This window comes from Flavicella sediminum, assembly GCF_006381105.1.
GTDB classification, from domain to species: domain Bacteria; phylum Bacteroidota; class Bacteroidia; order Flavobacteriales; family Flavobacteriaceae; genus Flavicella; species Flavicella sediminum.
Genome location: NZ_VDET01000018.1, coordinates 24,184 through 41,850 on the forward strand (window position 1 = coordinate 24,184; position 17,667 = coordinate 41,850).

The window sequence follows — 17,667 nt, forward strand, 5'->3', positions numbered from 1 at the left end:
CGTTTGCGCAAATCGTCTATAGGCAAAGTTTTTTTTCTTGTGAAATAGCTGTAAGTTTGTCAAATTAATCATGTCTAAATAATTTCATATAAATTAGAAAGATTATGAAATTAAATATAATGAGAAACCTTGTCGTTTTAACCCTTTTTGTCCTAACCTCTTGCCTGTCGGCTCAAGATAAAACTACTTTTTCAGAAGAAGGTTTGGCAGATAAAATGGTTGCCTTGGATGGAAGTACACAAACTTTTGGAGAGCTGATACAACAATTCAAAGGAAAAACGGTTTTAATAGATATTTGGGCATCTTGGTGTGGGGACTGTTTACAGAGCATGCCAAAATTAAAAGAAATTCAAAAAGAGAATCCCGAAATGGTGTATTTGTTTTTGTCGGTTGATAAAAGTAAAAATGCTTGGAAACAAGGAATAAAAAAACACGGTATTGTCGGAGAACATTATTTTATTCCGTCAGGGTGGAACGGGCCTTTTAATAGCTCTATAGATTTAGATTGGATTCCTCGGTTTATTATGGTGGACTCCACAGGTAAAATTAAGTTGTGGAAAGCAAAATCATCTTCAAGTAGTAAATTAAAAAAAGCAATAAAAACTAATTAAATTATATATAATGAGAAGTAAAATAGTAGCAGGTAACTGGAAAATGAACAACGATTTGGCAGCTTCAAAAGCTTTGGCAAATGGTTTGGTAGAAGGATTAAGCGGAAAAACGTTAAATAATACAAGAGTCATTGTAGCTCCAACATTTGTAAACTTAACTGCTGTAAGTGCTGCTGTTGAAGGATCGGTTGTTGAAGTAGCTGCTCAAAATATGCACCAAGCTGCTAGTGGAGCTTATACAGGTGAGATTTCTGCAGAAATGTTGACGTCAATTGGTTTAAAATCTGTGATTTTAGGACATTCAGAAAGAAGAGAATATTTTGGTGAAAGCGATGCTTTATTAGCTGAAAAAGTAAATGCTGCTTTGGCAAATGGATTGGAAGTAATTTTCTGTTTTGGAGAAGTTTTAGAAGATCGTAAATCTGGAAATCACTTTTCAGTAGTTGAGTCACAAATCTCAAATGCAATCTTTCATTTAGAAGCTGCTGCTTGGAAAAATATAGTATTGGCTTATGAGCCAGTATGGGCAATTGGAACAGGTGAAACTGCTTCAGCTGATCAAGCACAAGAAATGCATGCATTTATTAGAAAAATAGTTGCAGATAAATATGACGCTACTGTAGCTGAAGAGGTTTCTATCCTTTATGGAGGTTCTTGTAAGCCAGGAAATGCAAAAGAAATTTTTTCTAAAGAAGATGTTGATGGTGGTTTAATTGGTGGTGCTGCATTGCAAGCTGCTGATTTTATTGCAATTATTGAAGCGATTCAATAAGAAAGAATAAACTATATTTTAAAAAGCACTGTTGTAAATTTACAACAGTGCTTTTTTTTTGCAATTACACAATTTTACAGTTCAACAATAAAACGCTTGTACTATCTTTGCAGCTCAAAAATATTTTTTATGGATGCTATTTATTTAGGCTATAGTTTTAAAGTTTCTCCAAAAGAACCTGCAACAGAAATTCTAATTGCAGAGCTAGGCTATGCCGGTTTTGAAAGTTTTGTTGAAAATGAAGAAGGTGTTACGGCATATATTCAAAAAGAAGAATGGAGAGCGGATATTCTAAACGATATTTATGTGTTGACATCTGATGAGTTTGCTATTAGTTATACCTTTGAAGAAATTGAACAGGTAAACTGGAATAGTGAATGGGAAAAAAACTTTAATCCTATTCAGGTAGATGAATTGGTCTCAATCAGAGCACCTTTTCATGAAAATCCAAATTTAAAATACGACATTGTAATAGAACCAAAAATGAGTTTTGGAACGGGGCATCATGAAACAACCCATATGATGGTGCAACATTTGTTGGAATTGGATTTAAAAAATAAAAAAACTTTAGATATGGGGTGTGGAACTGGAATTTTAGCAATTTTTGCTGAAATGAAAGGTGCACAACCTATTGATGCTATTGATATTGATAATTGGTGTTATGTAAACACCGTAGAAAATATTGAAAGAAATAACAGCAAACACATAACACCTTATGAAGGAGAAGTGAGTTTGTTAGAAGGTAAAAACTACGATGTAATTATTGCCAATATCAATCGAAATATTTTATTGCAAGATATTACTGCTTACGGAGCTTGTTTAAATCCGGGTGGTGTGTTGTTATTAAGTGGGTTTTATGCGGCTGATATTCCTTTGTTAGATGAAAAAGCAAAGGCATTGGATATGCAATTGGAAAAAACATTGCAACGAAACGACTGGGTATCATTAAAGTACGTTAAAAATTCTTAAATTGCAGGTCAGTAATAATAGTCATCTAATTAATTTACAATGAGTACTAAAGAAAAAATTCAGGAAGACGTTGATGTATTGGAAATGGAAACTCCACAGCATGAAATTATTTTACATAACGATGATGTAAATACTTTTGATTTTGTAATAGATTCTTTGATAGATGTTTGTGATCATACTTTAGAGCAAGCTGAGCAGTGTACCATCTTAGTGCATTATAAAGGAAAATGTGCTGTAAAAAGCGGTGAATATGAGGAGTTAAAACCCAAATGTTCAAAATTACAACAGTTAGGGCTTTCTGCCGAATTAGTATAATAGCAAATAATCTTTTTCGTTTTTATGTCCTTTTTTCAATTTAAGAGAAACAGTATTCTCAAATTTTTCAAGAATGAAATAGCGCGACAAGATTTGTTGGTGCGCAAGCATACTTCAAAAAAAATAAAAACGATTGGTATATTGGTGGATGAGGCACAGTTTTTTCAAAACAGGGTCATTCATGATGTGCAAAAAAACTTCGGAGTTTCAAGTGAGAATATCGAGCTTTTGATATATCGAAAATTTCAAAAAAAACAAGAATATTCGGAAAATGAATTTACTGAAAAAGATTTCGGTTGGTCTGGAAGTTTAAAATTAAACAGACTGAATGAATTTGTTAAAAATGAATACGATTTGTTGATAAACTATGGAATTGAAGAAAACTTGTATTTGAAAGTAATAACTTTGCGTTCCCAATCTAAGTTTAAAATAGGTTTTTCCTCTGAAGACAACAGATTGTATGATTTATCTGTTTCTGACAAAGATAGAAATATGAATGTATTGAACATAGAAGCGGTAAAGTATTTAAAGATATTAAAGAAATTATAATGCAAGCATTTTTTGGAACTGGTACAGCCTTAGTAACACCATTTAATACAGACAATACGGTTGATTATTTTGCTTTAGAGCAATTGGTTAATTTTCAAATAGATAATGGCGTAGAGTATATTGTAGTTTTAGGAACTACAGCAGAAACTGCTACATTAACGGCAGAAGAAGTTGCGCTTGTAAAACAAAAAGTAATAGAAGTTAACAATGGTAGATTGCCTTTAGTTCTGGGTGTTGGTGGAAATAATACAGCAAATATTGTGAACCAACTTCAAACTTTAGACCTGTCTAATTTTGATGCAATCTTATCGGTATCTCCATACTATAACAGACCTTCACAAGAAGGGATTTTTCAACATTTTGTTGAAGTAGCAAAGGCGAGTCCTGTGCCTGTAATCATTTACAATGTTCCTAGTAGAACTGGAGCAAATATGTTGCCCGAAACAGTGGTTCGTTTGGCAAATGCTTCAAAAAATATTATTGGTGTAAAAGAAGCTGCTGGAGATATGATCCAAGCCATGAAAATAATTCAATCAGTACCCAAAAACTTTTTAGTGCTTTCTGGAGATGATGAAATTGCTTTGCCAATGGTATTGGCCGGTGGTGCCGGAGTTATTTCTGTAATTGGTCAGGCGTATCCAAAAGAATTTTCTGAACTTATTCGTTTAGGTTTGCAAGGGAAAAATAAAGAAGCTTTTGAATTGCAATACAAATTACTGGAGGTCATTGGACTTATTTTTGCAGAAGGAAATCCTGTAGGAATCAAAGCTTTATTGTCGGCATTGGAAGTGTATAAAAATGAAAGCAATGTTCGTTTGCCTTTGGTAACTGCTACCCAAGAATTGCAAAATAAAATGAAGAATTTTATTGCGAATTTCTCTTAAATAAGAATTAACAAATATTTAGTAGCAAACCCACATCGTACAAATAATAAGGGGTTATTTTTGACTTTGATTTTTCTATTGAAAAAATCACTTTCTTAATCCATAAATAATGCCTAATTTTGCAAAATGCTTAAAATGAGAAACCTTACAATATTACTGTTTGTTGCCACAATACTAATGTCTTGTAGTAACTACAATAAAGTTTTAAATAAAGGGACAACTACTGAGAAATATAAGATGGCTACGGATTTGTATGAAGCAAAGAAGTTTAGCAAAGCCTTGCGTCTTTTTGAGATGATTACACCTGCTTATAAAGGAAAGCCTCAAATGGAGCGTATTCAATTTATGGTAGCACAATCGTATTTTAATACCAAAGATTTTTTTAACGCAGCGTATTATTTTGAACGATTTTCAACCAATTATCCAAAAAGTTCTAAAAAAGAAGAAGCAGAATTTACAGCCGCAAAAAGTTATTATTTAGCTTCTCCTAAATATAGTTTAGACCAAGCAGATACAAAAAAGGCCTTGGCGTCTTTTCAAAAATACATAAATGCCTATCCAGATTCTAAACGTTTGTCAGAAGCAAACGAAATGGTGAAAGGTTTGCAATACAAATTAGAAAAGAAATCTTTTGAAATAGCGAAACAATATTATGAAATCGGCTATTATAATTCAGCAATCGTTTCTTTTGATAATATGACATCAGAGTTTTTAGGAACTAGTTTTAGAGAAGAAGCCTTGTTTTACAAATTAAAAGCTTCTTACGAATTAGGGATGCGAAGTACGGAAAGAAAAAAACTCCCACGTATTGAAGCAGCAATTAAAGCCTACGATAAATTAAAAAGAAACTATCCAAATTCTGAATTTTTAAAAGAGTCAGATAAATTATTGGAGACGCTTCAGCAAGAAAAAAAAGTAAATAGTTAATAAATAAGTCAAGATGGATTATAAAAACACAAATGCACCAGACACTACGGTAACTTATGATAAGTCTAAAGTAGAAGCTGCAACAGGAAATATCTATGAAGCAATTTCTATCATCGCTAAAAGAGCGGATCAAATCAATGGCGATTTGAAAAAAGAATTGATAGAAAAATTAGAGGAATTTGCGACTTATAGTGATAACCTTGATGAGGTTTTTGAAAATAAAGAACAAATTGAAGTTTCTAAATTCTACGAAAAATTACCTAAAGCACATGCTTTAGCAGTAGAAGAGTGGTTGAATGGTAAAGTTTACCATAGAAATTCTGACGAACAATAAGAAATAGCGCAAATGAGTGTTTTACAAGGAAAGAAAATTCTTTTAGGTGTAACCGCAGGAATTGCTGCCTACAAAACAGCTCATTTAGTTAGATTATTCATAAAAGCAGGTGCCGAGATCCAAGTGGTCATGACACCTGCTTCTAAGGATTTTGTAACGCCACTTACACTTTCTACACTTTCTAAAAATCCCGTTCATTCAACTTTTTACAGCAAAGAAGATGAAAACGAAGTTTGGAATAATCATGTAGATTTAGGACTTTGGGCAGACCTTATGCTCATTGCTCCAGCAACTGCAAATACCCTTTCTAAAATGTCTAATGGTACCGTTGATAATTTATTATTAGCGACCTACCTGTCTGCAAAATGTCCTGTATATTTTGCACCGGCTATGGATTTAGACATGTACAAACATCCATCAACAGAAGTCAGTATTTCTACACTTGAGAGTTTTGGAAATATTTTAATTCCTGCAGCTAGCGGAGAATTGGCTAGTGGTTTGGTAGGTGAAGGTAGAATGGCTGAACCAGAGGATATCTTTTCCTTTATAGAAAAGGATGTGCTAGGGAAGCTTCCCTTAAAAGGAAAAAAAGTATTGATTACGGCAGGTCCAACTTATGAAGCTATTGATCCTGTGCGATTTATAGGAAATCATTCTTCAGGAAAAATGGGCTTTGAATTGGCAAAGAATGCTGCTAATCTAGGTGCTGAAGTTATTTTAATTTCAGGTCCTTCTGCACAACAAATTTCGCATTCTTTGGTGCAAAGAATCAATGTGAAAAGTGCTGCTGAAATGTATACAGAAGTACATAAGTTTTATAGTGATGCTCATATTGCCATTGCCTCAGCTGCTGTAGCAGATTATACACCTACAGAAGTTGCCGATCAGAAAATAAAGAAAAAAGGCAGTGCTATGGAAATTGTCTTAAAACCAACAAAAGATATTCTTGCCTCTATGGGAGCATTGAAAAAGCAGCAGTTTTTAGTTGGTTTTGCATTGGAAACCAATAATGAAGTGGAAAATGCAAAAGGAAAATTAGTACGTAAAAATTTAGATCTAATTGTTTTAAATTCTTTACAAGACAAAGGAGCGGGATTTGCTGGTGATACCAACAAAATTTCTATTATAGATACAAAAAATAATATCTCAGAATTTCCGTTAAAATCGAAAGATCGGGTTGCAATTGATATCTTTACAGAAATTTTATCCAGACTAGATGCCTAAAATAGTTTTATTATTTCTTTGTAGTTTCTTTTCGCTGACCGCAATAAACAGTCAGGAGTTGAATTGTACTGTTGAAATCAACGCAAATCAAATTGCACAAACAAACAAACAAGTTTTTGAAACTTTAAAAACTTCCTTAACGGATTTTATCAACAAAACGCAATGGACGAATAAAGTGTACAAGCTAAATGAGCGTGTAGACTGTGCCATGACTTTTGTGATTACTGAACAATCAGGCAATAATTATTCTGGTACATTACAAGTAAATGCAGTGCGACCAGTCTTTGGAACTTCTTATCAAAGTCCCATTTTTAATTATATGGACAAAACAGTAAGTTTTGAATATACGGAATTTGAACCCCTAGTTTTTAACGCAACGGTGTTCGAGTCTAATTTAATTTCTTTGGTGGCATTTTATGTCTATACTATTTTAGGAGTAGATGCAGATACATTTGCTTTAAAAGGCGGCGACGAATTTTTAAAACAAGCTATTGATGTGGCCAATTTGGCGCAACAAGGTGGTATGGAAGGTTGGGAGCTAAAAAGAAATCAAATCAATAGATATTCTTTGATTGATCAATTAATGTCAAACGCACATCAAGAATATAGAGAAGCCATGTATCAATACCATGTCAAAGGCTTTGATATTCTTGCTACAAAACAAGTAGAAGGAAAAGAAAAAATTGCTGCGGCAGTTTTGCGCTTGGAAGAATTATTTTCTAAAAATAGAAACTCCATGTTGATTCGAACTTTCTTTGATGCGAAAGCAGATGAGCTTGTAGAAGTATTTAAAGATGGTAAAACTGTAGATACTTCTAAATTGAAAAATGCACTGAGGAGAATATCTTCTATGAATGCCTCTAAATGGCAAAAAATTAAGTAATTTCGAACTTCTATTGAGTTGTATTCTTAAGTCTCATTTTCTAAATAAATACCCTTGTTAACAGCCCTTTCCATTTCAAATTACGCTTTAATAAAAGCTTTGCAAACAGATTTTTCTGACGGACTTTCTATTATTACTGGTGAAACTGGTGCCGGAAAATCGATTCTTTTAGGTGCCTTAGGTTTGGTTATGGGAAACCGTGCCGACTTGAATAGCTTAAAAGACAGCGATAAAAAATGTATTATTGAAGCTACGTTTTCTATAAAAGAATATGGGTTAAAAGATTTTTTTGAACAAGAAGATATTGATTACGAAGAAGAAACAATTTTGCGTAGAGAAATTTTGCCAAGTGGAAAATCCCGCGCCTTTGTCAATGATACACCTGTTACCTTATCCGTATTAAATGTGTTGAAGTCGCAATTAATTGACGTGCATTCACAACATAAAACAGCGCAGCTTTCTGAAAATAAATACCAGTTTCAAATAGTAGATGCCTTGGCTAACAATGAAACGGATTTACTTTTGTTTAAAGCAACCTTGAAAACGTATAAAAGTTTGCAAAAAGAATTGGAAGTTTTATTGCAAAGTCAAGAAGCGGCCAAACAAGAATATGCTTACAACTCGCATTTATTTGCAGAGCTTGAGGAAGCCAATTTTAAGGAAGGCGAACAACAAGAGTTGGAAGAAAATTTAGATAAATTAAATAATATTGAAGTCATAAAGTTAGCCTTAGCAGAAAGTGTTGCTTTGGCAACCAATGAACAAGTAGGTATTCAAGATTCATTGAATACCCTATCACATACACTTCAAAAAATTTCTAGTTTTTCATCTGAATATGAAAATTATTTGACACGCGTGGAAAGCTTGAAAATTGAATTGGACGATGTCGTTTTCGAATTGGAAAAAGCCAATGAAAATGTCGATTTTGATCCAAATGAAATTGAAGAATTTAATGATAGATTGCAGCTATTGTACAGCTTGCAGAAAAAACATATGGTCAGTTCCATAGAGGAATTACTCGCTGTCAAAGATCGATTAGATGAAAAAATTGGACAGGTAGAAAATTCGACTGAAATTTTAGAAGAAAAGAAAAAGGACATTCTTAAAATTGAAGAAAAATTATCGAAAATAGCTTCAAAATTACATGCTAGTAGAAAAAAAGCCATTCCTGTATTGACAAAGCAATTAGAAGAAGTATTGTCTAAATTAGGGATGTCCAATGCAAGTTTTAAAATTCAATTAGAGCAAACCAAAGAATATTTTAGCAATGGTTTTGATCAGTTGAACTTTTTATTTGCAGCCAATAAAGGAACCAATTATGACGAACTTAAAAAGGTGGCATCAGGAGGTGAACTTTCTAGAATTATGTTAGGTGTAAAATTAATTCTTTCAAAATATTCTAAATTACCAACCATTATATTTGATGAAATTGATACGGGAGTTTCTGGAGATGTTTCTAACAAAATTGCCGATGTAATGGCGGAAATGGGGAATTTTATGCAAGTAATTACCATAACACATTTACCTCAAATAGCCGCTAAAGGAAACAACCATTACAAGGTTTATAAAAAAGATGTAGCAGGTGTAACCAATACCTTTTTAAAACAATTATCAGCAGAAGAACGTATAAAAGAAGTAGCAGAAATACTAGGTGGTAAGGACTTAACAGCATCTGCTTTGGAGCATGCAAAAGAACTTTTAAAAGCTTAAAAAATACAATAGGAATTGGGTGAAAATAGAAGTTTCAAGGACTTTAAAGTTATAAACTTTCACACATTAAACTATAATAGTATATTTGCCAACAATAAATTAGGTTGTAGTTTCATCAATCTATAAACATTCAATAAAAAAAAATATGTACAATTTATTAAAAGGAAAAAGAGGGATTATCTTCGGAGCATTAGATTCAAACTCTATTGCATGGAAAGTAGCAGAAAAAGCTCATGAAGAAGGAGCAACATTTGTTTTGACCAATGCACCTATTGCAATGAGGATGGGAACCATTAATGAATTAGCAGAAAAAACGGGATCACAAGTAATTCCTGCTGATGCTACTTCTATGGACGATTTGTCTAATTTAATAGATCAATCTGTTGAAATTTTAGGAGGAAAAATAGATTTCGTATTGCACTCTATTGGAATGTCATTAAACGTAAGAAAGGGGAAACACTATACAGACTCAAACTACGACTTTACACATAAAGGATTTGATATTTCGGCACTTTCTTTCCACAGAGTAATGAATTTGTTATACAATAAAAAAGCAATGAATGAATGGGGATCTATCGTTGCATTGACGTATATGGCTGCACAAAGAGTTTTTCCAGATTACAATGATATGGCTGATAACAAAGCGTATTTAGAGTCGATTGCTCGTAGTTTTGGTTACTTCTTTGGAAGAGATATGAAAGTACGTGTTAATACAATTTCTCAGTCTCCTACACCAACTACTGCTGGTAGTGGGGTAAAAGGATTTGACGGTTTTATCAACTATGCAGAAGAAATGTCTCCATTAGGAAATGCAACTGCTGCTGATTGTGCGGATTATACAATTTCTATGTTCTCTGATTTAACGAGAAAAGTTACTTTACAAAACTTATTACATGATGGAGGTTTCTCTAATATGGGTGTAAGTACAAAAGTGATGTCTAAGTTTATTGACGAAGAATAAATAGTATTCAAAAATATAAAAAATGCAAACCTTCTGGTTTGCATTTTTTTTTGCGCTTTCCTTAGTTTTACATGAAATAGAGCTCAATTAACTTTAGTATATTTGAAGCATATTTTCTATGCATGAATTTGTTGTATTCTTTTATTATTCCTGTTTATAATCGTCCTTTTGAAGTGGAGGAGCTTTTGGAGAGTCTCGTCAAACAAAAGGGGGCTATTCCTTTTGAAGTTGTCCTTGTGGAAGATGGTTCTACAGAGACATCAGCGAAGGTGGTCAAAAAATATACAAACGATTTAGCAATTAAGTATTTTGTTACAGAAAATCAAGGAGCAGGGAAGAGTCGTAATTATGGAATGGAAAAAGCCTCCGCTAATTATTTTATCATTTTAGATTCGGATTGTATTCTTCCAGAAAACTATTTACAAGAAGTTGACAAAGCTTTGAAATTAAAGTTTACCGATGCTTTTGGAGGTCCCGATGCTGCACATAAAAATTTTACGGATATTCAAAAAGCTATCAATTATTCCATGACATCTTTTTTTACTACAGGAGGAATTAGAGGTAAAAAGAAAGGAGTAGGGAAATTTCAACCAAGAAGTTTTAACTTCGGAATTTCAAAAAAGGCTTTTGAAAACACAGCCGGTTTTTCTGATTTAAAAATAGGAGAGGATATTGATTTAACGTTTCGACTTTGGGAAGCTGGTTTTGAAACACAGTTATTGGAAAAAGCTTTTGTATATCATAAACGGAGAGCTACATTTCAGCAGTTTTATGAGCAAACAAAATCATTTGGTTCTGCAAGGCCCTTGCTAAATAAAAGATACCCTGGTAGTGCTAAAATCACCTATTGGTTTCCTAGCGTTTTTTATGTCAGTTTTCTGTTCGCACTTTCTTTATATATGGCTACAGAAGTTTTCTTTTTTATAGAATTATTCTATCTGTATTTCTTCCTTGTTTTTGTGCATTCAAGTATTTTAAACAAAAGTATAAAGGTTGGTGTTTTAAGTGTTTTAAGCACGGCTATTCAGTTTTATGGTTATGGAACTGGTTTTTTAAGAAGTTATTTTTCGACAAAAATAAAGCCCTAAATTTTCATTTAAGGCTTTTGTATACATAAGAAGGCTTGGTTTATACCATTTTAAAATCTAAAAGTAATTTTCCTTCTATAGAACATTGAAGTCTGTCTCCTTTTAAGATAGCACCTGCGCCTGTAGCTGGTGTTCCTGTAAAGATTAAATCACCAGGTTCTAAAGTCATATATGTGGATACATAAGAAATAATTTCACTAAAATTATAAATCATATGTGATGTATTTCCTACTTGTTTTTGTGCTCCGTTAATTTTTAAATCAAAGTTGATATCACTTGGGTCACTAAAATTAGAAAAATCTTGAAAACCAGAAATTGGTGCCGCACCGTCAAAACCTTTGGCCAATTCCCAAGGACCGCTGTTTTCACGACATTTAGCCATTACATCTTTTGCTGTATAATCAATTCCAACGGCAATTTCTGAAACGTGATTTAGCGCGTCTTTTTCTGAAATATTTTTACCGGTTTTACCAATTTTTAAGACCAATTCAATTTCATAAGCCAGGTTGTTTGTGAAGGATGGATATACAACATCTTTGTTGTCTGTCACTAAACTTGATTCAGGTTTCGAAAAAATAACGGTAATTCCTTTTTTTACAGCGCTAATTTCTTCAATTGCATTTACGTAGTTTTTACCAATGGCAAGTATTTTCATTGTTTAATTCTGTTAAGTAAGTTATAAATAAAAGTGATGTCGGATGCTTGTATGGATACTTTTACGGCCTAGTCCAAGCTCATAAGTTTGTATAATTTTTTATTGAGTATTTTGTTTTCAGCAGTAAATTTTCGAACAAAATAAATGACAATCAATATGTAGATAATTGCAGAAGTTATTATTGCTATACCCAGTGCTTTAAGAGCATAGGTTGTGTCTCCCCAAAAGTTATTATTGGCGTGAGAGGAGTAATTTATGAATGCGATAAAAACTAAAATAAAACCAGAAATCGTATAAGGGATCGCCTTTTTTGTTTTCTTTATTTTAGATTTATTCGTATCAACAATTGCTTGATATTTATCAATTAATTCTGTTTTCGAGCTCTTCGCCATGCTGACAATTTTGTTAAAAGACTAAATTGACAATTTTAGGGAATGTCGTCAATAACTTGGCTAAGATAATAAAAATAATTTTAGCTACTTTCGTCTAGCTCTCTTTTAACATTAATGAAAATTCTAATGATGTGGGTTTATTTTAAAGTATCAAATTCAATAATGAATAGGTCTTCATTTTCTTTTTTCATACGATAAACTTCTCTTGCAAATTTTTCCAACTTTAAAGGATCTTCTAGGGTCTCAATCATTTGCTTGTTTTGCTCTATTTCTTTTTTATAGAATTCAATAGAGTTTTGTAAATCATTAATTTCACGATCAAAATCTCTATGATTTAAATAAGAATTTTCATCAAAAAACAACATCCATACGGCAAAGGTTAAAAAAATTAGGACATACCTATTGGTTATAAATTTAAATACGGGGTGATTTATAATTTTTTTTAAAACTGTCATAATTGTTTCTCTATACTCAATTTCAATTCTTCAAAAGCATTTTTCGTAGCATCACCATTAAAAATTATCTGGTCTGAAATGTCTTTAGTAGGTGCTACAAACAAGTCGTGCATGGGTTGCAAGGTGTTTTTATAGCGTTTTGTAACTTCTTCTTCTGTACGTCCTCTTTCTTTGATATCTCTTTTTAATCTTCGTTGAAATCGATGCTCGTTCGGGGCATCAATGTATATTTTATAATCCATCAAATTTACCAATCTTTTATCGTTTAGAATTAAAATCCCCTCAATAATTAGAATTTTTTTTGGAACAATTTTTTGAAATTGATCAGTTCTATTATGTGCTATAAATGAATAGCTTGGTTGTTCAATAGTTATACCAGTTTTTAAAAGTCCGATATGTTTGACAAGTAAATCAAAATCTAAAGAGTTTGGATGGTCAAAATTGAGTTCCATTCGCTCTTGCATTGAAAGATGGTCAGTTTTATGGTAATAGGAATCTTGAGAAATAACTTCCAAAATATCTTTTGCATATATTTCTTTTAGCTTGTTAACCAAGCTGGTTTTTCCACTGGCAGTTCCGCCAGCAATTCCTATAACTAACATATGTGATGTGTATTTGTTTTGGCATCAAAAATAACTAAAAAGCGTCCTAATACATACATATTAGGACGCTCATTAAAATTTAAGTTATTTTTTATAAAGCAAAAGCTTCTTTTACTTTGGCAACATAATCTAGTTTTTCCCAAGTAAAGGTTTCTACTTCTTTTTCTACAACTTCACCGCTTGGAGACGTGTAACGAACCGTTTTAATTTCTGGAGTTCTACCCATATGTCCATAGGCAGCAGTTTCCAAATAAATAGGATTTCTTAATTTTAATCTGTCTTCAATAGCAATTGGACGCATATCAAAAAGTGCAGTGATTTTCTTAGCAATTTCACCATCTGATAAATTAACTTTTGAAGTTCCGTAAGTTTCTACAAAAATTCCCATAGGCTCAACAACGCCAATTGCATAAGAAACCTGAACTAATATTTCATCAGCAACACCTGCAGCGACTAAGTTTTTAGCGATATGTCTTGTTGCATAGGCAGCAGATCGATCTACTTTACTAGGATCTTTTCCACTAAAAGCACCACCACCATGAGCACCTTTACCTCCGTAAGTATCCACAATAATTTTACGACCTGTTAATCCTGTGTCTCCATGAGGTCCACCAATTACGAATTTTCCTGTTGGGTTGATATGGTATTTGATATCATCTCCAAATAAAGCTTGGATTTCTGGAGTCAATTTAGCCAAAACTCTTGGAATCAAAATTGAAATAATATCCGATTTTATTTTTGCCAACATCTTTTCATCATCAGCATCAAAATCATCATGTTGAGTAGAAATTACAATGGCTTCAATTCTTTCTGGTTTGTTGTCATCAGAATATTGAATCGTAACCTGACTTTTTGCATCTGGGCGTAAGTATGGAATTTCTTTTTCTTCTCTTCTTAATGCAGCCAATTCAATTAACAAACGATGTGATAATTCTAAAGCCAATGGCATGTAGTTATCAGTTTCGTTGGTTGCATAACCAAACATCATTCCTTGGTCGCCAGCTCCTTGTTCTTCTTTGGTAGCTCTATCTACACCACGGCTAATGTCATCAGATTGTTCGTGGATTGCAGACAATACACCACAAGAATTCCCATCAAATTGATAAGCTCCTTTGGTATAACCAATTTTATTAATTGTTTCTCTGGCAATTTTTTGAACATCTAAATAGGTCGTAGATTTAACCTCTCCAGCTAAAAATACTTGTCCTGTAGTTACCATAGTTTCACAAGCAACTTTTGATTCTGGGTCAAATGCCATGAAATTATCTATTAATGCATCAGATATTTGATCTGCTACTTTATCTGGGTGTCCTTCCGAAACGGATTCGGATGTAAATAAATAAGCCATAATTCTTTTTTAATTTTATGCGTTTGTCGGAAACAAATTAAAAAATTACCACGAAGACTAAAGAAGGTAGATTGAAAATCCTGCTTTAGCTCTTTTTTAACGAGGTGGCAATCAGTCAAATCTTTCCTCTTTGTTATCAGAGCACAAAACTATAAAAAAGAAATGAATATTTGCATATTTGAAAAATGTTTCTACATTTGTTTAGCAAAAAAAAATAAAAATGAAATTTTACATGCAAATGTGTTCAAATATTATGTGCAGAATTATTCTGTAGAGGTATGCTTTTGTAAAATATTCAACGAATATAGGCGAGCCTCTGTAAATTTAGTATAGAGGTTTTTTTATGCTTTAAATCAACAAAATAAATATAGAAATCATGAGTGATCAAAAATTAGCAACGCAAGCTTTACATGCGGGACATGAAGTGTCAAATACACAAGGAACAAGAGCTGTACCTATTTACCAAACATCGTCTTATGTATTTAATGATACCGACCATGCTGCCAATTTATTTGGTTTAAAAGAATTAGGATTTATTTATACGCGTTTGAACAATCCAACAAATCAAATTTTACAGGAGCGTTTAGCGGCAATTGAAGGAGGAATTGGAGCTGTTGTATTTTCATCCGGAACAGGAGCTATTGCTACAAGTTTAATGACATTGTTAAAAGCAGGAGATCATATTGTGGCTTCTAGTAGTTTGTACGGTGGAACTTATACTTTGTTAAATGTAACCTTGCCAAGATTGGGAATTACTACAACTTTTGTAGATGCTTCAAACCCTGAAGAATTTAAAGCGGCTGTGCAAGATAATACCCGTGCCTTTTTTGTAGAATCTTTGGGAAATCCAAAATTAGATGTATTAGATTTAGAAGCGATTGCTGCGCATTCTAAAGAAGCAGGTGTTCCTTTTATTGTAGATAATACCGTGGCAACTCCAGCTTTATTAAATCCAATCAAACATGGAGCAAACTTGGTAATCCATTCGTTAACAAAATATATTGGTGGTAACGGAACTTCTTTAGGTGGTGCTATTATTGATGCCGGTACTTTTGATTGGACTAATGGAAAATTCCCTGAATTTACGGAACCAAGTGCAGGTTACCATGGTTTGGTTTATAGCGAAGCTTTAGGGGCTGCTGCCTTTACTTTTAAATTAATTTTAGAAGGGTTGCGTGATTTTGGAGCGGCATTGAGTCCGTTTAATGCATTTCAAATTATTCAAGGTTTAGAAACACTTCCTGTTAGAATTAAGCAACACAGTGCAAATGCATTAGAGTTGGCAAAATGGTTAGAAGGAAAAGAGGAAGTTGCTTGGGTAAATTATCCAGGATTGGAAAGTAGTAAGTACCACGAATTGTCTAAAAAGTATTTAGCCAAAGGACAAAGTGGTTTGGTTACTTTTGGAATAAAAGGTGGTTTTGATGCGGCTAAGAAATTTACAGATGCGACTAAATTATTTTCTTTATTAGCAAATATTGGTGACACAAAATCATTAATTATACATCCAGCAAGTACTACACATCAGCAATTAACTGTTGAGCAGCAAGCTGGAGCAGGTGTAAGTCAAGATTTAATTCGTCTTTCTGTTGGTTTAGAAGATATTGAAGATTTAAAAGCAGATATAGAAAATGCTTTCAAAGCATTGTAAAATCTAAATTTTATGAATAAAAAGGCCAGTGTAGTTTTTTAGAAAACACTGGCTTTTCTATTTTTTATTTTTACCAAGATTTAATGTTGGTCGTATCTAAATAATTCCTACTTTTGTAGCCAAGTTCATACATTTATTGTAACCGTTATCAAGAAAGGCAGAGGGATTAGACCCATTGAAGCCTTAGCAACCCTTTAACTTTTAAAGAAGGTGCTAAATTCTACCTTAGCTATTTTATAGTTAGGATAGATAACCAAAGACTTTGAAAAAGTCATCACTCTTAATTTTTTTATAACAGTTATTTAATGCCATCTTGTTTAAAGGTGATGAATTATTGTATAAATAAATAAAGTATCCATTGAATAGTAGTTTAAAATATCATTCTATAGAAAATTTCACCACGGAAACGGGGGTGGTTTATGACGAAATAGAACTCTCTTATGAGTTGTTTGGTCAGGAACTACATACAGCTCCTATTGTATTGGTGAATCATGCGCTTACAGGAAATTCAGATGTTGCAAGTCCGCATACCGGTTGGTGGAAAGGAATTGTTTCTCCAGGAAATCTTATTGATACAAATACATACACCATCCTTGCCTTTAATATTCCAGGAAATGGTTACGACCAAAAGCCCGGAAATTTAATTGAAAGTTATAAAGATTTTACACTTCGCGATGTGGCCAAATTATTTGGATTGGCATTGTTAGATTTAAAAGTTGAAAAATTGCATACCGTTATTGGTGGTTCTTTGGGAGGTGGTGTTTCTTGGGAATTAGCCGTTTTATTTCCCGACTTAGCAACAAATTTAATTGCTATAGGTTCCGATTGGAAAGCTTCGGATTGGATTTTAGCCCACAACAAAGTTCAAGAGCAAATTTTATTGAATTCTAAAAAACCGGTACATGATGCTCGTATGATGGCCATGTTGTTTTACAGAACAGCAGGTTCCTTCAAAGAAAAATTCAATAGAACTGTCAATGAAAATTTGGGAATTCCAAATGTTGAAAGTTGGTTGTTGCACCATGGTTTTCAGTTAGAAAATAGATTTCACTTACAGTCCTATAAACTGGTCAATCATTTATTGTCTACCTTAGATATTACTAGAGAACGAGGTGCTTTTAAGGAGGTTGCTAAATTGATCAAAGCCAATATTATTCAAATAGGAATAGATTCAGATTTTTTCTTTGTAGCCGAAGAAAATATGGAAACCCATGAAGCATTGAACGAAATAGGCATCAAAAACACCTATAGAGAGTTAAAATCAATTCACGGTCACGATGGGTTTTTAGTGGAAGACGCGCAATTGAAAGAATTGTTAAAAGATATATTTTAATTAA

The 17,667-nt window shown here is 32.9% G+C and carries 20 protein-coding genes and 1 riboswitch; of the genes, 15 read left to right on the forward strand and 5 right to left on the reverse strand.

Annotation, left to right across the window (positions count from 1 at the left end):
• The first annotated feature begins 104 nt into the window (after window positions 1-104).
• The 13 genes from FGM02_RS14855 to FGM02_RS14915 all read left to right on the forward strand — a co-directional run bounded on the left by FGM02_RS14855 (window position 105) and on the right by FGM02_RS14915 (window position 11,227).
• Window positions 105-611 carry a TlpA family protein disulfide reductase gene (locus FGM02_RS14855; protein WP_243739418.1) on the forward strand — a complete coding sequence of 169 codons (507 nt, stop codon included), beginning with the start codon at window positions 105-107 and terminating at the stop codon, window positions 609-611.
• A 10-nt stretch (window positions 612-621) separates the two neighbouring features.
• Window positions 622-1,383: a triose-phosphate isomerase gene (gene tpiA, locus FGM02_RS14860; RefSeq protein ID WP_139959287.1), complete on the forward strand. Its 762-nt coding sequence runs from the start codon at window positions 622-624 to the stop codon at window positions 1,381-1,383.
• A 129-nt stretch (window positions 1,384-1,512) separates the two neighbouring features.
• Window positions 1,513-2,352 carry a 50S ribosomal protein L11 methyltransferase gene (gene prmA, locus FGM02_RS14865; protein ID WP_139959288.1) on the forward strand — a complete coding sequence of 280 codons (840 nt, stop codon included), beginning with the start codon at window positions 1,513-1,515 and terminating at the stop codon, window positions 2,350-2,352.
• 39 nt (window positions 2,353-2,391) lie between these two features.
• On the forward strand, window positions 2,392-2,667 hold the full coding sequence (locus FGM02_RS14870; protein WP_139959289.1) for an ATP-dependent Clp protease adaptor ClpS: 276 nt from the start codon (window positions 2,392-2,394) through the stop codon (window positions 2,665-2,667).
• A gap of 24 nt (window positions 2,668-2,691) precedes the next feature.
• A complete protein-coding gene (locus FGM02_RS14875; protein WP_139959290.1) occupies window positions 2,692-3,216 on the forward strand; it encodes a DUF6913 domain-containing protein in 525 nt (174 codons plus the stop codon).
• Window positions 3,216-4,100, forward strand: coding sequence for a 4-hydroxy-tetrahydrodipicolinate synthase (gene dapA, locus FGM02_RS14880; RefSeq protein WP_139959291.1), 885 nt, complete (start codon window positions 3,216-3,218; stop codon window positions 4,098-4,100). Before FGM02_RS14875 ends, dapA begins: the two co-directional genes overlap by 1 nt.
• 135 nt (window positions 4,101-4,235) lie before the next feature.
• The gene (locus tag FGM02_RS14885) at window positions 4,236-5,027 is read left to right on the forward strand and encodes an outer membrane protein assembly factor BamD (RefSeq protein ID WP_243739419.1); all 792 of its coding nucleotides are present in this window, start codon (window positions 4,236-4,238) and stop codon (window positions 5,025-5,027) included.
• Window positions 5,028-5,040: 13 nt separating this feature from the next.
• Entirely contained in the window at window positions 5,041-5,361 is a 321-nt protein-coding gene (locus tag FGM02_RS14890) for a DNA-directed RNA polymerase subunit omega (protein WP_139959293.1), read from the forward strand.
• A 12-nt stretch (window positions 5,362-5,373) separates the two neighbouring features.
• The gene (coaBC, locus tag FGM02_RS14895) at window positions 5,374-6,585 is read left to right on the forward strand and encodes a bifunctional phosphopantothenoylcysteine decarboxylase/phosphopantothenate--cysteine ligase CoaBC (RefSeq protein WP_139959294.1); all 1,212 of its coding nucleotides are present in this window, start codon (window positions 5,374-5,376) and stop codon (window positions 6,583-6,585) included.
• Window positions 6,578-7,468 carry a type IX secretion system protein PorD gene (gene porD, locus FGM02_RS14900; protein WP_139959295.1) on the forward strand — a complete coding sequence of 297 codons (891 nt, stop codon included), beginning with the start codon at window positions 6,578-6,580 and terminating at the stop codon, window positions 7,466-7,468. Before coaBC ends, porD begins: the two co-directional genes overlap by 8 nt.
• Window positions 7,469-7,522: 54 nt before the next feature.
• On the forward strand, window positions 7,523-9,178 hold the full coding sequence (gene recN, locus FGM02_RS14905) for a DNA repair protein RecN (RefSeq protein WP_139959296.1): 1,656 nt from the start codon (window positions 7,523-7,525) through the stop codon (window positions 9,176-9,178).
• A gap of 145 nt (window positions 9,179-9,323) precedes the next feature.
• Entirely contained in the window at window positions 9,324-10,139 is an 816-nt protein-coding gene (locus FGM02_RS14910) for an enoyl-ACP reductase FabI (protein WP_139959297.1), read from the forward strand.
• A 122-nt stretch (window positions 10,140-10,261) separates the two neighbouring features.
• Window positions 10,262-11,227: a glycosyltransferase gene (locus tag FGM02_RS14915; RefSeq protein WP_208021525.1), complete on the forward strand. Its 966-nt coding sequence runs from the start codon at window positions 10,262-10,264 to the stop codon at window positions 11,225-11,227.
• A gap of 40 nt (window positions 11,228-11,267) precedes the next feature.
• Here the strand turns inward: FGM02_RS14915 and FGM02_RS14920 are convergent, their stop codons facing one another.
• From FGM02_RS14920 to metK, 5 genes are all read right to left on the reverse strand, one after another.
• Window positions 11,268-11,882, reverse strand: a complete 615-nt coding sequence (locus FGM02_RS14920) for a fumarylacetoacetate hydrolase family protein (protein ID WP_139959298.1) — start codon at window positions 11,880-11,882, stop codon at window positions 11,268-11,270.
• Window positions 11,883-11,950: 68 nt separating this feature from the next.
• Entirely contained in the window at window positions 11,951-12,274 is a 324-nt protein-coding gene (locus FGM02_RS14925; protein WP_139959299.1) for a hypothetical protein, read from the reverse strand.
• Between the two features lie 137 nt (window positions 12,275-12,411).
• Window positions 12,412-12,729, reverse strand: a complete 318-nt coding sequence (locus FGM02_RS14930; protein WP_139959300.1) for an FtsB family cell division protein — start codon at window positions 12,727-12,729, stop codon at window positions 12,412-12,414.
• Entirely contained in the window at window positions 12,726-13,331 is a 606-nt protein-coding gene (udk, locus tag FGM02_RS14935; RefSeq protein WP_139959301.1) for a uridine kinase, read from the reverse strand. Before udk ends, FGM02_RS14930 begins: the two co-directional genes overlap by 4 nt.
• A gap of 91 nt (window positions 13,332-13,422) precedes the next feature.
• Window positions 13,423-14,679 carry a methionine adenosyltransferase gene (gene metK / locus FGM02_RS14940; protein WP_139959302.1) on the reverse strand — a complete coding sequence of 419 codons (1,257 nt, stop codon included), beginning with the start codon at window positions 14,677-14,679 and terminating at the stop codon, window positions 13,423-13,425.
• A 376-nt stretch (window positions 14,680-15,055) separates the two neighbouring features.
• Between metK and FGM02_RS14945 the strand changes: the two genes are divergently transcribed.
• Together FGM02_RS14945 and FGM02_RS14950 are read left to right on the forward strand one after the other, a co-directional pair.
• Window positions 15,056-16,330 carry an O-acetylhomoserine aminocarboxypropyltransferase/cysteine synthase family protein gene (locus FGM02_RS14945; protein ID WP_139959303.1) on the forward strand — a complete coding sequence of 425 codons (1,275 nt, stop codon included), beginning with the start codon at window positions 15,056-15,058 and terminating at the stop codon, window positions 16,328-16,330.
• A gap of 142 nt (window positions 16,331-16,472) precedes the next feature.
• Window positions 16,473-16,586: riboswitch (SAM riboswitch) on the forward strand.
• Between the two features lie 102 nt (window positions 16,587-16,688).
• Window positions 16,689-17,663 (forward strand): alpha/beta fold hydrolase, encoded by a 975-nt coding sequence (locus tag FGM02_RS14950; RefSeq protein ID WP_139959304.1) that lies wholly within the window; start codon window positions 16,689-16,691, stop codon window positions 17,661-17,663.
• Window positions 17,664-17,667 lie beyond the last annotated feature (4 nt).

Bases quoted from the DNA above. Each gene is read 5' to 3' on its own strand.
- dapA (WP_139959291.1), top strand. From the start codon at position 3,216: ATGCAAGCATTTTTTGGAACTGGTACAGCCTTAGTAACACCATTTAAT.
- udk (WP_139959301.1), bottom strand. From the start codon at position 13,331: ATGTTAGTTATAGGAATTGCTGGCGGAACTGCCAGTGGAAAAACCAGC.
- prmA (WP_139959288.1), top strand. From the start codon at position 1,513: ATGGATGCTATTTATTTAGGCTATAGTTTTAAAGTTTCTCCAAAAGAA.
- tpiA (WP_139959287.1), top strand. From the start codon at position 622: ATGAGAAGTAAAATAGTAGCAGGTAACTGGAAAATGAACAACGATTTG.
- FGM02_RS14855 (WP_243739418.1), top strand. From the start codon at position 105: ATGAAATTAAATATAATGAGAAACCTTGTCGTTTTAACCCTTTTTGTC.
- FGM02_RS14870 (WP_139959289.1), top strand. From the start codon at position 2,392: ATGAGTACTAAAGAAAAAATTCAGGAAGACGTTGATGTATTGGAAATG.
- FGM02_RS14890 (WP_139959293.1), top strand. From the start codon at position 5,041: ATGGATTATAAAAACACAAATGCACCAGACACTACGGTAACTTATGAT.
- FGM02_RS14885 (WP_243739419.1), top strand. From the start codon at position 4,236: ATGAGAAACCTTACAATATTACTGTTTGTTGCCACAATACTAATGTCT.
- FGM02_RS14910 (WP_139959297.1), top strand. From the start codon at position 9,324: ATGTACAATTTATTAAAAGGAAAAAGAGGGATTATCTTCGGAGCATTA.
- metK (WP_139959302.1), bottom strand. From the start codon at position 14,679: ATGGCTTATTTATTTACATCCGAATCCGTTTCGGAAGGACACCCAGAT.
- FGM02_RS14945 (WP_139959303.1), top strand. From the start codon at position 15,056: ATGAGTGATCAAAAATTAGCAACGCAAGCTTTACATGCGGGACATGAA.
- porD (WP_139959295.1), top strand. From the start codon at position 6,578: ATGCCTAAAATAGTTTTATTATTTCTTTGTAGTTTCTTTTCGCTGACC.
- coaBC (WP_139959294.1), top strand. From the start codon at position 5,374: ATGAGTGTTTTACAAGGAAAGAAAATTCTTTTAGGTGTAACCGCAGGA.
- FGM02_RS14925 (WP_139959299.1), bottom strand. From the start codon at position 12,274: ATGGCGAAGAGCTCGAAAACAGAATTAATTGATAAATATCAAGCAATT.
- FGM02_RS14930 (WP_139959300.1), bottom strand. From the start codon at position 12,729: ATGACAGTTTTAAAAAAAATTATAAATCACCCCGTATTTAAATTTATA.
- FGM02_RS14915 (WP_208021525.1), top strand. From the start codon at position 10,262: ATGAATTTGTTGTATTCTTTTATTATTCCTGTTTATAATCGTCCTTTT.
- FGM02_RS14875 (WP_139959290.1), top strand. From the start codon at position 2,692: ATGTCCTTTTTTCAATTTAAGAGAAACAGTATTCTCAAATTTTTCAAG.
- FGM02_RS14920 (WP_139959298.1), bottom strand. From the start codon at position 11,882: ATGAAAATACTTGCCATTGGTAAAAACTACGTAAATGCAATTGAAGAA.